The sequence below is a fragment of the Aliiroseovarius conchicola genome (genome assembly GCF_041403445.1).
Classification (GTDB): Bacteria; Pseudomonadota; Alphaproteobacteria; order Rhodobacterales; family Rhodobacteraceae; genus Aliiroseovarius; species Aliiroseovarius conchicola.
The window spans coordinates 165635-179564 of record NZ_JBGEHL010000005.1 but is presented as its reverse complement, the minus strand read 5'-3'; the positions used below and the strand labels follow the sequence as shown (position 1 = coordinate 179564).

The following is a 13930-nucleotide window of genomic DNA, read 5'->3' as shown; positions in this document are numbered from 1 at the left end:
ACCGAAGGAAAAAGGGGCTATGCGAAGATTTGGTGACCCTCGTAGGCAGGACCGCAAGTATACTTTGCGACCGGGCGCCTATGCCATTCTTCTACGCGGGGACGAAATGCTGATCACGCATCAGTCCGGTGAGTTTGACGAATATCAGCTGCCGGGCGGAGGAATCGACTCCGGAGAAACCGGATCTGTCGCCCTGCACCGAGAAGTGATGGAGGAAACGGGCTGGAAAATATCGCGCCCTACGCGGATCGGTGCCTACCGTCGCTTCACCTACATGCCAGAATACGATCTATGGGCCGAAAAGATTTGCCATATCTTTGCGGCTCGGCCGGTGCGTAAAATTGGACCGCCCCTTGAGCCTGATCATGAAGCGATATGGACCGATGCAGGGACCGCCTGCCGCATCCTGTGCAATAGCGGCGACCGACATTTTGTTTCGCGCTATTTCCGCCTGGGCAAATAAGTGACCATGACGCAAGACAAGTCATCACCCAGGTCTTGCCCACCGGAAAACTGATCGAGGTCCCACACCAGTGAATCGAACAAAGCCTCGTTGGTTAAAAGATTGTTATTATTGAGTATGGTCGCAAACCCGTCCTCGTCCAACATCTGCCCGGCCTCATTCTCGCATTCGGTGAACCCGTCCGAGTAGAAGATCAGACGCTCTCCTGGCTTGAGCCGCAAATGTTGGCGTCCGAACTGCGCATCAGCTATCAAGCCAATGGGCATCCCGCCATCACCTACGAACGAGGCACCTTGCTGATCGGGAAGCAAGACGGCATTCGGGTGACCGCACTGCGCCATTTCGACATCCCCGGAACTCAGATCAAGATAGCCAAAAAGCATCGTGAAGTAATGTTCGGACTTAATGTCGTTTAGCAAAAGTGAGTTAAGTTCTTCCGCTACAATTTCTGGTGGGCGACAGCCGTAAGATCCATTCTCTTCCAACTCTAGTGCTATGTTATGTGTTGGGGAGCCATCCGAAAAATAGGACGCCAACCGTGCCGTCAAAAGCGCAGACGCGATACCATGCCCCGAAACATCGATAGAGTAGAATGCCATTTTCTCCGGCCCAGCATCAAAGAAACCGACCAAATCTCCGCCCACATGTCCGCAAGGTTTGAGCATAAGAGATACCTCAGCCGCACCAAAATCCCGATATTTTTCCCGAACAAGGGATTGCTGCATCTTCCGAGCTTCAACCAAATCCCGATCAAGCGAGTCATAAAGGGTCTGAATTTCATCCAACGTGGAGCTAACCAAGCGGTTCTTGTCTTGAAGCTCCCTCTCCATCGACAGTATGCGGCCGCCTGCGTTGATGCGTGCTCGCAATTCGTCCGGATTAACCGGCTTTGCCAGGAAATCATCTGCGCCAACATCAAGCCCCTGCGCGACCGCACCCTTGTCCGTCTTCGACGTCAAAAGGATAAAGTAGACATAACTTGCGTGCGGAAGCTCCCGAAACGCCTTGCACAGCCCCAACCCATCAAGGCCCGGCATCATCCAATCGCTAAGAATCAGGTCAAAATGCTCATTCTTGCAGGTTTCCAATGCTTCATCGCCTGAAGCAGCCTCGGTTACCTCATAGCCTTGGCGGGTCAGAGACGACGTCAGTATGCGACGTTGTGCCCGGCTGTCATCGACGACAAGAATTCGACGAACCGGATTCTCGGGCGGGTCCGTCAGTACTGCATCCTGCGAATAGTCATCGTTTTCAATGTGTACGCTTGCGGCGATCAAACCGAATCCTCACCAGAATAATGCTGTTGTAGCAATCAGTAAGACATTGGATTTAACAGCCGCTTAAAAGTAAAAATCTACGCATTCTTCGATGCTTACGACTTATTAACCGCCTGTACATACAGTCGGGTCATCTCTGCGGGAGGTTTGGATGATAAACTGGGATCGTGTGAACGAACTGAAAACCGAAATCGGTGAAGAAGACTTCGCCGAAGTTGCTGAATTGTTTCTAGAGGAAGTCGAAGAAGTCATTGCACGCTTGAAATCAACGCCCAAACCCGCGCTGTTCGAGCAAGACATGCATTTTCTAAAAAGCTCTTCTTTGAATCTCGGGTTTGAATCACTTTCAAAGCTATGTGGTGATGGTGAGCGTGAAGCTGCGGCCGGAAACTATGATGCCGTCCCGCTTACACCCGTCTTTCAAACCTATGACGCATCTAAAGAGGCGTTCATATCTGGTGCCTGAGCCCGGGATTAGACGACAAACTCTGCTATCGTTTCATCATTGGTAATGTCGGAATAAACGAATCCGCCCTCATCAAGTCGCGAGAAAAGAGTTTCAAAATTCTCGGGGCTGGCTGTTTCAATACCTATAAGGACGGATCCAAAGTTCCGCGCGCTTTTTTTCAGGTACTCGAAACGTGCGATGTTGTCATCCGGTCCAAGAATTTGAAGAAAATCCTTCAACGCACCGGGACGCTGAGGGAGCCGTAATAGAAAGTACTTCTTCACGCCGATATATCGTTGACTGCGTTCTTTAACTTCGGGAAGGCGCTCGAAGTCGAAGTTCCCACCAGAGGTAACACATACCACCGTTTTGCCCACAACCTCTGTATGCAGATCTTTCAGCACATCAACCGACATCGCGCCTGCTGGTTCTAGAACCACACCTTCAACATTCAGCATATCCAGAATGGTCGAACAAATACGATCCTCTGGGACGGCCAACACATGATCAACATTTGTGTCCTTCAACACCTCAAATGTCAGATCGCCAATCTGTGCCACCGCAGCCCCATCAACAAAGTTATCGACATGATCAAGCTTTACTGGATGCCCGGCATCCAACGCTGCCCTTAGACTTTTGCCGCCTGATGGTTCAACATATCGTATGTCTGATTTCGGCGCGGCTGATTGCTGATACTGCGTGATACCTGCCGACAATCCGCCTCCGCCGACTGGGAGGATTACCATATCTGGCGCACGGCCCATTTGGTCCGCAATCTCGGCTGCAACACTTGCCTGACCTTCTATTACGTCCAGATCATCAAAGGGCGACAGAAAGTGACCTCCAGCGTCACGGCAGAACGCCTGCGCCTCGGCCAACGTGTCATCAAAATAGTCACCAATCAGGCGGATTTCCACATTATCTCCACCGAACATACGTGTCTTGGCAATCTTCTGTTGTGGTGTGGTGACCGGCATAAACACGACGCCTTTTACGTCGAAATGTCGACAAACATACGCGACGCCTTGCGCATGATTTCCGGCTGAGGCGCAAACGAAAAGGTTCTGGTCGGGTTTTCGCGCGCGCGCTTTCGCCATCGCGTTCAACGCACCACGCAGTTTGTAGCTGCGAACCGGGCTTAGATCCTCGCGCTTCAACCAAATATCGGCGTCATAGATACCCGATAGGTGATCATTCCGTTGAAGCGGTGTCGCTGAGAACAACGTACGCATCAACGTCTCGGCGGTGCGGGCTTTTTCGATGAAATCGCTCATGAGGAATGTCTGGCGCAGCGGCCGCCCTTTGGCAAGAGTGGCCAGTGGCAATCATCGCATCACAGCGTCAGTTCGCGGCCTTCGACATAATGCCCATATAACGTGGTCATATAGCTTATTTGCAAAAGCATCAGGAACCAGGTGAAGAGCAGGTAGATCGGAACAACTAGCACTAAACCGGCTGTCTTCAGCGCCATAACGATCAAAGAGACGACCACGCCAAACACAACCAAGAACAACAGCATGATAAGCATGAAGCCAATGATTGGCTTCGAAGCTCCACGCGTCGCACGCCAGGCTTCGGTCAGGCTTAATCTGTTGGAAACGGCGCGGGATACGAGCACGGGAGACAGCCGCGACAGAACCACGACGATGACGAACATCGTCACAACGCCTGCCAACGCGAGCAGAGCCACCGTTGCGGGGCTAAACGTATCACCACCTTCTACGCCAACGGCAACCGTCACAAAAAAGAAAATCAACGGCAGTATCAGAACAATATAGATCAGCCCAAGCACGACAATCCAAAGAATATAGAACATTACCTCGCGCCCATGAAAGTGGGGCAGCCATCCACCGTTATGCTCCTCCAGTAGCACAAAACGGTGCCATGCCACGGCCACCCACGCGCCAAGAAATAACGTTGTAAACGATGGTATATAACTCGCAAATACTGATATAGCGGTACCTTGGTTTGCGACAACCGCCGCCTTGGCTCCCATCCAGACGATCATACCGACTTGCAACGCCAGCGACACCAGAAACAACACAAGCGATATCCGCATCGCTGTTCCGATATTTCTTTCGATCATTCCAAATGAATGTTTCAACAGTTGAGAACCAGTCATAATCACTCCGTAAATTCACGTTTCGAGGCTGCAAATCACAGAACGGCAGGCCGTGCAACCTCTGGTGGTTCTTACCGTTTCGTCACAACGCTTGCCCCGCCTTGAAAAAAAGGCTAATCGCGCAGCGTTACATCGGAAAGGAAACAGAATGTCCGCGCCTAAGAAAGTTGTCCTGGCCTATTCCGGCGGTCTTGATACTTCGATCATCCTGAAATGGCTGCAAACCGAATATGGTTGCGAGGTGATCACCTTCACCGCTGACCTTGGTCAGGGTGAAGAGCTGGAGCCAGCACGCAAAAAGGCAGAGATGCTGGGCATCAAGCCCGAGAACATCCATATCGAAGACCTGCGCGAAGAATTCGTGCGCGATTATGTGTTTCCGATGTTCCGCGCAAATGCTCAGTACGAGGGCCTTTATCTACTAGGCACATCAATCGCACGGCCGCTGATTTCGAAGCGGCTTGTTGAACTGGCGGAAGAGCACGGCGCAGACGCGGTCAGCCATGGCGCGACCGGCAAGGGCAACGATCAGGTGCGGTTCGAATTGGCGGCCTATGCGTTGAACCCCGAAATTCAGGTGATCGCGCCTTGGCGTGAGTGGGACCTTGGATCACGGACGCGGCTGTTGGAATTTGCTGAACAACACCAGATCCCAGTTGCCAAAGATAAACGTGGTGAAGCTCCGTTCTCGGTTGATGCAAACCTTCTGCACACCTCGTCCGAGGGCAAGGTTTTGGAAGATCCCGCCGTAGACGCGCCTGATTACGTCTATCAGCGCAGCGTACATCCCGAGGATGCGCCGGACACGCCGGAGTTCATCGAGATTGAGTTCGAGAAGGGCGATCCTGTTGCCATCAACGGCAAGCAAATGTCGCCCGCAACGATCCTGACCGAGCTGAACGAATACGGCCGCAAACACGGAATTGGCCGCCTTGATCTGGTGGAAGGCCGCTATGTCGGCATGAAATCGCGCGGCATTTACGAGACCCCAGGCGGTACGATCCTTCTGGATGCTCACCGCGGGATCGAAAGCATCACCATGGATCGCGGTGCGATGCACCTGAAAGACGAGCTGATGCCGAAATACGCAGAGCTGATCTATAACGGCTACTGGTTCAGCCCCGAGCGTGAGATGCTGCAAGCGGCCATTGACGCCAGCCAAGATCACGTGACCGGCACCGTTCGCATGAAACTCTACAAAGGTTTGGCCCGCGTGGTTGGCCGCTGGTCTGATCATTCGCTCTATTCCGAAGAGCACGTGACCTTCGAAGAAGACATGGGCGCCTACGACCAGACCGACGCGGCTGGCTTCATTCAGCTGAACGCCCTGCGTCTGAAACTGATCGCGATGCGCAACCGCCGCTTCAAATAAGTTCGCGCCACGTCATTGTGGACCACATCAAAGCGCCCTCGTATCACACGGGGGCTTTTTCATATGAGGTCCCCCATGCCCCTGACACCAATTGCCGAAAAGATTCAACGTGGCTTGCAAAAGCGACCTTTCGAAGAAAGCTTGAAGCTGGATTGCGGCGAGGACGGCGTGATCGTCCTAAAAGATGGCGCTATGGTGCGTGAAGATCAGGAGACGGCCTGCACAATCTCGATGACGCGCGACAACCTTGAGAAGCTTGTCAAAGGCAAGTTGAACCCGGTCACGGCCTTCGCCATGGGTAAAATCAAAGTGTCGGGCGACGTCTCGATTGCGATGCGCCTGGGGCAGATATTGAGGGGTTAGATCGACCCTATTTCTGCCAGAAATGCATCAACTTCGATCCGCGTCGGCATTGCATCCGCCGTTCCGTGCCGGGTGACCTGTATCGCTGACGCGGCCGCCCCCAGACGCATGGCATCGCCCGCCTCCAGACCTTGATCAAGCCCCGCCACAACGTATCCGATAAAGCAATCTCCGGCGCCGGTCGTATCAACCGGATCGACCTTAAAGGCTGGAACGTCGATCTGCTCACCAGTTGCATTGAAGCGCCAGCTCGCACCATCGGCCCCGCGCGTAATAAGCAGTTCGGGGACATCTATCTGTTCAATATTGACACCCAGAGCCTGCGACAACTGCCGAGCCTCGACTTCGTTCACCACCAAAAGATCCGTTACAGGTAGCATCCGGGCAGCCATTTTCGCCGAGAACGGTGCGGCAGAATAGACCACGAATGCCCCCTTTGAGCGCGCGAGGCACGCAGCCTCGAACGTCATGTTGGTCTCGTTCTGCAAGATCAGCGTATCATCGTGCCCGGCCTGCTCAAGCGCGTCGGTGACTTGCGCATCCATGATCGCATGGTTGGCGCCGGCAAACAGGACGATCATATTTTCACCCTCTGCATCCACACATATATTTGCATGACCCGTTGCTGCATCGACGGTTAACAGATCGCTCGTATCGACCCCAGCTTCATCTAGCCTGGCTTTACACCACGCCCCTTCCTGACCGACCGCGCCGATATGCTTTATCGGTGCGCCGGCCATCGCTGCAGCAATGGATTGGTTGGCGCCCTTCCCACCCAATCCAACGTGATGATCGACGGAAGCCAGTGTTTCGCCGGGCTTTGGCAAATGCTCAACCTCATAGAAATTGTCGATATTGATTGAACCAAGGTTATAGATCGCCACTTGTGCCTCCTGTTTTGGGCGAAGCCTATTGCGCTGGACAGGGATCACAAGGGAAAGCTAGGCTGAAACGGGATTTGCTTGGCCGAAAATAGACCTTCAGGCCCCAGAATTCCGCTTGTATACCGTTGTATACCAATGTATGCCGCCATCATCAGCGGCAAACGCGTAAAAAGAGGCATGGAGACAGTCATGACGAAAATTCAAGCTACACTTATTCCGGGCGACGGTATCGGGCCAGAAATCACTGAAGCCGTCACTGCCATTCTTGATCACATGGGCAGCCCGTTCGAATGGGACGTACAGCAAGCGGGTATGACAGCGTTCGATGCTGTCGGAACGCCTTTGCCAGACGCGACGCTGGACAGCATCAAGCGCACCAAGCTGGCCTTAAAAGGCCCGCTGACCACGCCGGTCGGCGGTGGTTTCAAGTCGATCAACCTTCAACTGCGCCAAGCGTTTGAGCTTTACGCCAACGTCCGCCCAACCCAAACCATCAAGACAGACGGACGCTACGACAACATCGATATGGTGATTTTCCGCGAGAACCTCGAAGGATATTACATCGCCGACGAAGGGTATCAGGAACATAATGGCGATCCTGAAGGCAAAGTCTTCTCGACCGGGTACAACACCAAAGCTGAAGCCCGCCGTATTACCCGCGCCGCGTTTGAATATGCGGTGGCCAACGGTCGTAAGAAGGTCACCATCGTACACAAGGCGAACATTCTGAAACTGCTCTCGGGCATGTTTTTGGAAGAGGCGCGTGACGTCGCAAAAGAATATGAGGGGCGCGTAGAATGCGATGAACGCATTGTTGATGCCTGCGCCATGCAAATGGTTATGTATCCAGATGCGTTTGACGTAATAGTTACCACGAACCTGTTTGGCGACATCCTGTCCGACCTCGCGGCCGGATTGGTTGGGGGGCTAGGATTGGCTCCGGGCGCAAACATTGGCGACAATGCAGCGATCTTCGAGGCCGTACACGGCTCTGCCCCCGACATAGCGGGCCAGCAAAAAGCCAACCCCTGCGCTTTCGCAATGGCGGCCGAAATGATGTTAGAGCATGTAGGCCTGACCAGTGATGCAAAACGGTTGAAAACGGCTATAATAGACACTGTTCAAGCGAAAGATCGCGTGACGCCCGACCTTGGCGGCACTGGCAACACAATGTCGATTGCCGAGGCGATCATTGACCGTCTGTAATCACGACACATTACGGATTGGGGTCGCAGCTTAGCCTGCGACCCTTTTTCTTCGAACTGTTAGCGCTCAGCCCTTTTTTTCCTTGTCTTCTTTGTGTATGGGAGGGGTGAATTCTCACCTTCCAGCGGCAACGCGCCACAGCCCGTCCCTGGAACCTTCAGCGAAAAAAGGGGTGTTCTAACATGACCGACACATCGCAACCCGACATTCTGTATACAATTGTAGACGAAGCGCCCGAACTGGCCAGCGCCTCGTTCCTGCCGATCATCAAACGCTTTGCCTCGGCGGCTGGCGTTTCGGTTGGAACCAAGGATATTTCACTGGCTGCCCGCATCATCTCGGCATTCCCAGAGAGCCTGACAGACGCCCAGCGCCAGTCCGATGATCTGGCAGAGCTTGGCAAGCTGGTGAAAACGCCAGATGCAAATGTCATTAAGCTACCCAACATCTCAGCCTCTGTCCCGCAGCTCGTCGCCGCAATCGAAGAGCTACAGTCACAGGGCTATAGCCTGCCAGATTATCCCGAAGAACCGAAGACTGACGATGAGAAGGCGATCCGCGCACGCTTTGACGCCATCAAAGGTTCGGCTGTTAACCCCGTTCTGCGTGAAGGTAACTCTGACCGACGGGCCGCGAAGGCCGTTAAGAACTTCGCGCAGAAGCACCCTCATTCGATGGGGGAATGGTCCGCCGACAGCAAAACCAAAGTGTCGTCTATGCTGGGCAACGATTTCTATGCGAATGAAAAATCCGCGACGATCACTGCCGCCCAAGCCGGTGATGCAAGGATCGAGTTCGTTGGCAAAGATGGCTCAACAACAGTTCTGAAAGACGCTTGGCCACTTGAAGAAGGCGCAATCGCGGACGCGACATTTATGTCTGCCAAAGCGCTAGAGGCTTTTCTGGCCGACGCCATCGAAGACACCAAGAAAGACGGCACTATGTTCTCGTTGCACATGAAGGCAACGATGATGAAGGTGTCGGACCCGATCATCTTTGGCCACGCCGTCAAAACATGGCTTGCCCCTGTGTTCGACAAGTTCGGCGACAAGCTGGATGCGTTGGGCGTAAATCCGAATTCTGGCATGGGCGACCTGCTGGAACGTGTCGCAGACGACGCCGAAATTATGGCCGCAATCGCGGACGTGAATGCCTCGCGCCCATCGATGTACATGGTGGATTCCGACAAGGGTATCACCAACCTGCATGTCCCTTCAGACGTTATCATCGATGCCTCGATGCCAGCCGTGATCCGCGCAGGCGGCAAGGGCTGGGACCAGACCGGCGCTAAAGGCGACACGAATTGCGTCATCCCAGATCGCTGCTATTCGACCATCTATGATGAATCGATCAAGTTCTTCAAAAAGAATGGCGCGCTGAACCCCGCCACCGCCGGTGCGGTGGCTAATGTGGGTCTAATGGCGCAGAAAGCCGAAGAATACGGTTCGCACCCAACAACATTTGAAGCACCCGCAGATGGTGAAATTCGCGTTGTTCTGGCCAATGGCGACACGCTCCACACGCACGCGGTCGAGGCTGGAGATATCTGGCGCGCTTGCACCGTTAAGAAAGCGCCGATTGAAAACTGGATCCAACTTGCACTTGACCGCCAACGCCTGACAGGGTCCGAGGCGATCTTCTGGCTGGACACAAACCGTGCCCATGACGCCGAACTGATCAAGTATGTTCAACCCGCGCTGGACGCTGCGGGCAAGGCGGATCTGTTCCAGATCATGGCCCCTCGTGAAGCAACGGCACAGTCGCTTGCCACCATCACAGCAGGGAATGACAGCATCGCGATTACTGGCAATGTGCTGCGCGACTACCTGACCGACCTGTTCCCGATCCTGGAACTCGGCACATCGGCCAAGATGTTGTCGATCGTGAAGCTGATGCAGGGCGGCGGGCTGTTTGAAACCGGCGCCGGTGGCTCAGCACCCAAGCACGTTCAGCAATTGGTCGAAGAAAACCACTTGCGTTGGGACAGCATGGGCGAGTTTTGCGCGCTGGGCGAAAGCCTGAACTTCCTTGCGGACGTGAAAGGCAACGCCAAAGCCGGTGTTCTTGGCGCGGCGGCCGAGCAAGCCACGCAAGGCATCCTTGATAACAATCGCTCGCCCAGCCGCAAGGTCGGAGAGCCCGACAACCGCGCCAGCCACTACTGGTTTGCGCGGTACTGGGCTGAAGCACTTGCTGCCCAGTCGGATGACGCGGAACTGTCAGCAGAGTTTGCACCGATTGCCACGGCTCTGGCGGATGGCGAGACCGCAATCCTGGCGGAACTGGCGGCTGTTCAAGGCCCAGCGGCGGACATTGGCGGTTACTACCGTCCAAGCATCGAGTTGAAGGCCAAAATCATGAGGCCCAGCGCCACACTAAACGCGATCATTGGTTGATCTGCTTGAACTTAACACTGGACGCCCCGACAGGATTTCTGTGGGGGCGTCTTCTATTTCCGTCCCCGAAGAACCGACGCTTCCAACAACTCCTCACGAGTGGGAAACCAGATTGATGGGTTTGGTTGATCATACATACGTTTCGCGAATGCGTCGGTTACGCCTTGCTGAACGAAGAATGCGCGATCACGATCTTGTTCTGCTTCGACATCGAACTGCGGCAGTTGCGCCGCGTTAAGCAGAGCGTAGCCGTGAAACCCCAGCCGTGCATCAGGCGCTGCGGTGCGTCCCCGACCAGCAACGAACACCAGTGTACAGGCAGAGCTGCAATCACCCGCAGCATGAGTGTCTAATTCCGCCGAAAAGATCTGTTGTGCCACCCCCCGCGCTTCAAAAATATTGCCGCCGGGGCTGGTTAGTGTAACGGTTTCTAGCTGCGGATTCTCTGCAATCAAGTTTGCAATGCGCTTGGTTACGCCATGCGTAAACTCACCCTCAAAGGTCAGAACCTTTCCGTTGTCACCAACGTCCAATGCATACTGCGCCGCGCGCAGCCTCTCCATCTTTGATGAAAAGAGTTCTTCCTCGGGCGGTGGGTTTGCCGCCAATACAAGACCCCACCATTGAGACAGGGTAATGAACACGGCGACCACCAACGCGATTATCCCGCCCCAAAGCGGCATCATAGAGCTTGACCCAGATAAGCTTCGCTCTGACGCCCGAAAATAGCCAATGCTTTGCCACGTGAGCACAACAAGATCGAACGCAATCGCCGCTTAAAGCAGGATCTTTGGCAACGGTTGCGCCCAAGTCAGCGCTGCCAAAGCACCATAGATAACCACGCGCAGCGCGACCCCGTTCAGCCAAAATGAACGGACCAGCGACTGTTCGCCACGCCAATGAGTCATCAGATAGGCCATGCCTTAGACTAGGGGCGCGGGCTATCGCTGGTCAAACGGCGGCTTAGCTTACTTTTCGCCCAGCCGTGCGGCGGCCAGAACGGCCATGTTCAAAATGTCGTTCGAGGTCGAATTGGTCGAACAAATCTGGATCGGCTGATCAATGCCAGACAGGATCGGCCCAATGACCGTCGCACCCGCCAGTTCTTGCATCATCTTGACCGAAATCGACGCCGAGTGACGCGCCGGAACAACCAAAATATTTGCTGGGCCTGACAAGCGACAGAACGGGTACTGCGCCATCACATCAGCGTTCAACGCTACGTCGGCCGTCATCTCTCCGTCAAACTCGAAATCGACGCCCCGCGCCTCAAGGATGGCGGGCGCTTCGTGCATCTTTTCGGCCCGCTCGGAAATAGGGTACCCGAAAGTCGAGAAGCTAACGAACGCGACACGAGGCTCTAGTCCAAGCCCGCGCGCGACGGTGGCAGCGCGTTCGGCGATGTTCGCCAAATCTTCTGTTTCGGGCCACTCATGCACCAGCGTGTCTGCGATCAGAACGATCCGGCCCTTGTGCAAAACCGCGGTCACCCCAACCGCCCCATCGCTCGCGCGGGCATCAAACACGTGATTGATGCGATCAAGCACATAGGCAGATTTTCGTGTTGCACCGGTGATTAGACCATCACCGTGGCCATGCGCCAGCATCAGGGATGCAAACACATGTCGATCCCTTGCCGCCAGCCGGTGGATGTCCTGACGGTCGAACCCCTTGCGTTGCAGCCTTTCATACAGAAACGACTTATAAGCATCCAATTCGTCCGTATTGGCGGCGTTCACCACGCGAAGCTCACGCACTGCATCGCCCAGACCTTCGGCCTCCAGCTTGGATTTCACATCATCTTCGCGCCCAACGATCAGTGCCCGGCCATATCCATTTCGCTGATACTGAACAGCTGCCCGCAGAGCCTGCGGATTATCACCCTCGGCGAAAATCATAGTCGCTTGGTTCTTCCGCGCCCGAGCCGTAATTCCCCGCAGGATCGAAGCCGTCGGATCCATCCGGGCCTTCAGGCTTTGTTCATAGCCGTCCATATCGATAATCGGGCGGCGCGCAACGCCGGTATCCATCCCGGCCCGCGCGACTGCCGGCGGAATTGTGTGGATCAAACGAGGATCAAAAGGTGTGGGAATAATATAGTCGCGACCAAAGGTCAGCTTTTTACCGTAGGCCATGGCAACTTCGTCAGGCACATCCTCGCGCGCCAATTCGGCCAAAGCGCGCGCGCAGGCTATCTTCATCTCATCATTGATGGCGCGGGCGTTGATATCAAGCGCTCCGCGAAACAGATAAGGGAAGCCCAGCACGTTATTAACCTGGTTCGGATAGTCTGACCGGCCAGTTGCAACGATGGCGTCATTGCGAATTTCTTGCGCTTCTTCCGGTGTGATTTCTGGGTCGGGGTTTGCCATAGCAAAGATGACGGGGTTGTCCGCCATCGACGCAACCATGTCCTGCGTCACCGCACCCTTGACTGATACGCCCAAGAACACATCTGCGCCCTCCATAGCCTCTTCCAACGTGCGCAGTTCGGTATTCGCGGCGTGGGCTGATTTCCATTGGTTCATACCCTCTTTGCGACCCTGATAAATTACACCTTTGGTGTCGCAAGCGATGCAATTATCGTGTTTGGCGCCCATTGCTTTGATCAATTCGATACATGCAATGCCAGCGGCACCCGCGCCGTTCAGCACAATCCGGCAGTCTTCGATTTTCTTGCCCGACAGATGTAGTGCATTCATCAGGCCCGCTGCGCAAATCACAGCCGTGCCGTGTTGATCGTCATGAAAGACAGGGATATCCATCTCTTCTTTCAGGCGTTGCTCGATAATAAAACACTCGGGCGCTTTGATATCTTCCAGATTGATGCCGCCAAATGTCGGACCCATTAGCCTGACCGCGTTGATGAAAGCCTCTGGGTCTTCGGTATCAAGCTCTATGTCGATCGAGTTCACATCCGCAAAACGTTTGAACAAGACGGCCTTACCTTCCATCACCGGCTTTGAAGCAAGCGCGCCAAGGTTACCAAGCCCCAGAACGGCCGTCCCGTTCGAGATCACGGCGACCAAGTTGCCCTTATTGGTGTAGTCATAGGCCGTCTGTCGATCCGCAGCGATCGCCTCACAGGGGACGGCGACACCAGGGCTGTACGCAAGCGAAAGGTCGCGCTGCGTTGTCATCGGGACCGAAGGCGTAACTTCAAACTTACCCGGCATCGGGTCCAAGTGATATGCAAGGGCCTCTTCCGATGTGATCTTGGCTTTGGGCATGGGTATCGCCTTTGTAAATTGCGGTTTGAATTTACACCCTTATAGGGGGTCCGCCGGAGCCTCAACCGGTATTCGCGAATTTTAATGTCACCTTATGACGTTCTGACGCAATTCTATATGTCACGGCGTGCAGTATTGGTAATTTTAGGAAAGCGCCTGCCTTAGATTG

13 protein-coding genes are annotated in these 13930 nt (G+C 54.5%); 6 read left to right on the top strand and 7 right to left on the bottom strand.

The genetic code is table 11. The features are described 5' to 3' along the window. Nucleotides 1–19 precede the first annotated feature (19 nt). A complete protein-coding gene (locus V6N04_RS10845; RefSeq protein WP_371170183.1) occupies nucleotides 20–463 on the top strand; it encodes an NUDIX domain-containing protein in 444 nt (147 codons plus the stop codon). Here V6N04_RS10845 and V6N04_RS10840 read toward each other — a convergent pair. Further along, the gene (locus tag V6N04_RS10840; RefSeq protein ID WP_371170182.1) at nucleotides 442–1740 is read right to left on the bottom strand and encodes a PP2C family protein-serine/threonine phosphatase; all 1299 of its coding nucleotides are present in this window, start codon (nucleotides 1738–1740) and stop codon (nucleotides 442–444) included. The two genes, V6N04_RS10845 and V6N04_RS10840, sit on opposite strands and share 22 nt — an antisense overlap. Nucleotides 1741–1891: 151 nt before the next feature. On the opposite strand from V6N04_RS10840, the gene V6N04_RS10835 reads away from it, so the two are divergent. After that, nucleotides 1892–2206 (top strand): Hpt domain-containing protein, encoded by a 315-nt coding sequence (locus V6N04_RS10835; protein ID WP_371170181.1) that lies wholly within the window; start codon nucleotides 1892–1894, stop codon nucleotides 2204–2206. Nucleotides 2207–2214: 8 nt separating this feature from the next. Here the strand turns inward: V6N04_RS10835 and ilvA are convergent, their stop codons facing one another. Both ilvA and V6N04_RS10825 read right to left on the bottom strand, forming a co-directional pair. After that, nucleotides 2215–3462, bottom strand: a complete 1248-nt coding sequence (gene ilvA, locus V6N04_RS10830; protein ID WP_371170180.1) for a threonine ammonia-lyase IlvA — start codon at nucleotides 3460–3462, stop codon at nucleotides 2215–2217. A gap of 59 nt (nucleotides 3463–3521) precedes the next feature. Next, a complete protein-coding gene (locus V6N04_RS10825; protein WP_371170179.1) occupies nucleotides 3522–4310 on the bottom strand; it encodes a hypothetical protein in 789 nt (262 codons plus the stop codon). A 148-nt stretch (nucleotides 4311–4458) separates the two neighbouring features. Between V6N04_RS10825 and V6N04_RS10820 the strand changes: the two genes are divergently transcribed. Beyond that, a complete protein-coding gene (locus V6N04_RS10820; RefSeq protein ID WP_371170178.1) occupies nucleotides 4459–5682 on the top strand; it encodes an argininosuccinate synthase in 1224 nt (407 codons plus the stop codon). A 75-nt stretch (nucleotides 5683–5757) separates the two neighbouring features. Continuing rightward, nucleotides 5758–6045, top strand: coding sequence for an SCP2 sterol-binding domain-containing protein (locus V6N04_RS10815; RefSeq protein ID WP_371170177.1), 288 nt, complete (start codon nucleotides 5758–5760; stop codon nucleotides 6043–6045). Here the strand turns inward: V6N04_RS10815 and V6N04_RS10810 are convergent. Then, nucleotides 6042–6929 (bottom strand): ribokinase, encoded by an 888-nt coding sequence (locus V6N04_RS10810; RefSeq protein ID WP_371170176.1) that lies wholly within the window; start codon nucleotides 6927–6929, stop codon nucleotides 6042–6044. The two genes, V6N04_RS10815 and V6N04_RS10810, sit on opposite strands and share 4 nt — an antisense overlap. Nucleotides 6930–7118: 189 nt before the next feature. On the opposite strand from V6N04_RS10810, the gene V6N04_RS10805 reads away from it, so the two are divergent. Together V6N04_RS10805 and V6N04_RS10800 are read left to right on the top strand one after the other, a co-directional pair. Beyond that, a complete protein-coding gene (locus V6N04_RS10805) occupies nucleotides 7119–8135 on the top strand; it encodes an isocitrate/isopropylmalate dehydrogenase family protein (protein ID WP_371170175.1) in 1017 nt (338 codons plus the stop codon). 182 nt (nucleotides 8136–8317) lie between these two features. Beyond that, nucleotides 8318–10531, top strand: a complete 2214-nt coding sequence (locus V6N04_RS10800) for an NADP-dependent isocitrate dehydrogenase (protein ID WP_371170174.1) — start codon at nucleotides 8318–8320, stop codon at nucleotides 10529–10531. Between the two features lie 53 nt (nucleotides 10532–10584). On the opposite strand, the gene V6N04_RS10795 is transcribed toward V6N04_RS10800, so the two are convergent. The 3 genes from V6N04_RS10795 to V6N04_RS10785 all read right to left on the bottom strand — a co-directional run bounded on the left by V6N04_RS10795 (nucleotide 10585) and on the right by V6N04_RS10785 (nucleotide 13761). Further along, complete coding sequence (locus tag V6N04_RS10795; RefSeq protein ID WP_371170173.1) at nucleotides 10585–11217, bottom strand: COG3904 family protein; 633 nt, start codon at nucleotides 11215–11217, stop codon at nucleotides 10585–10587. Nucleotides 11218–11307: 90 nt separating this feature from the next. After that, nucleotides 11308–11439, bottom strand: coding sequence for a hypothetical protein (locus tag V6N04_RS10790; RefSeq protein ID WP_371170172.1), 132 nt, complete (start codon nucleotides 11437–11439; stop codon nucleotides 11308–11310). 60 nt (nucleotides 11440–11499) lie between these two features. Continuing rightward, complete coding sequence (locus tag V6N04_RS10785; protein ID WP_371170171.1) at nucleotides 11500–13761, bottom strand: NADP-dependent malic enzyme; 2262 nt, start codon at nucleotides 13759–13761, stop codon at nucleotides 11500–11502. Nucleotides 13762–13930 lie beyond the last annotated feature (169 nt).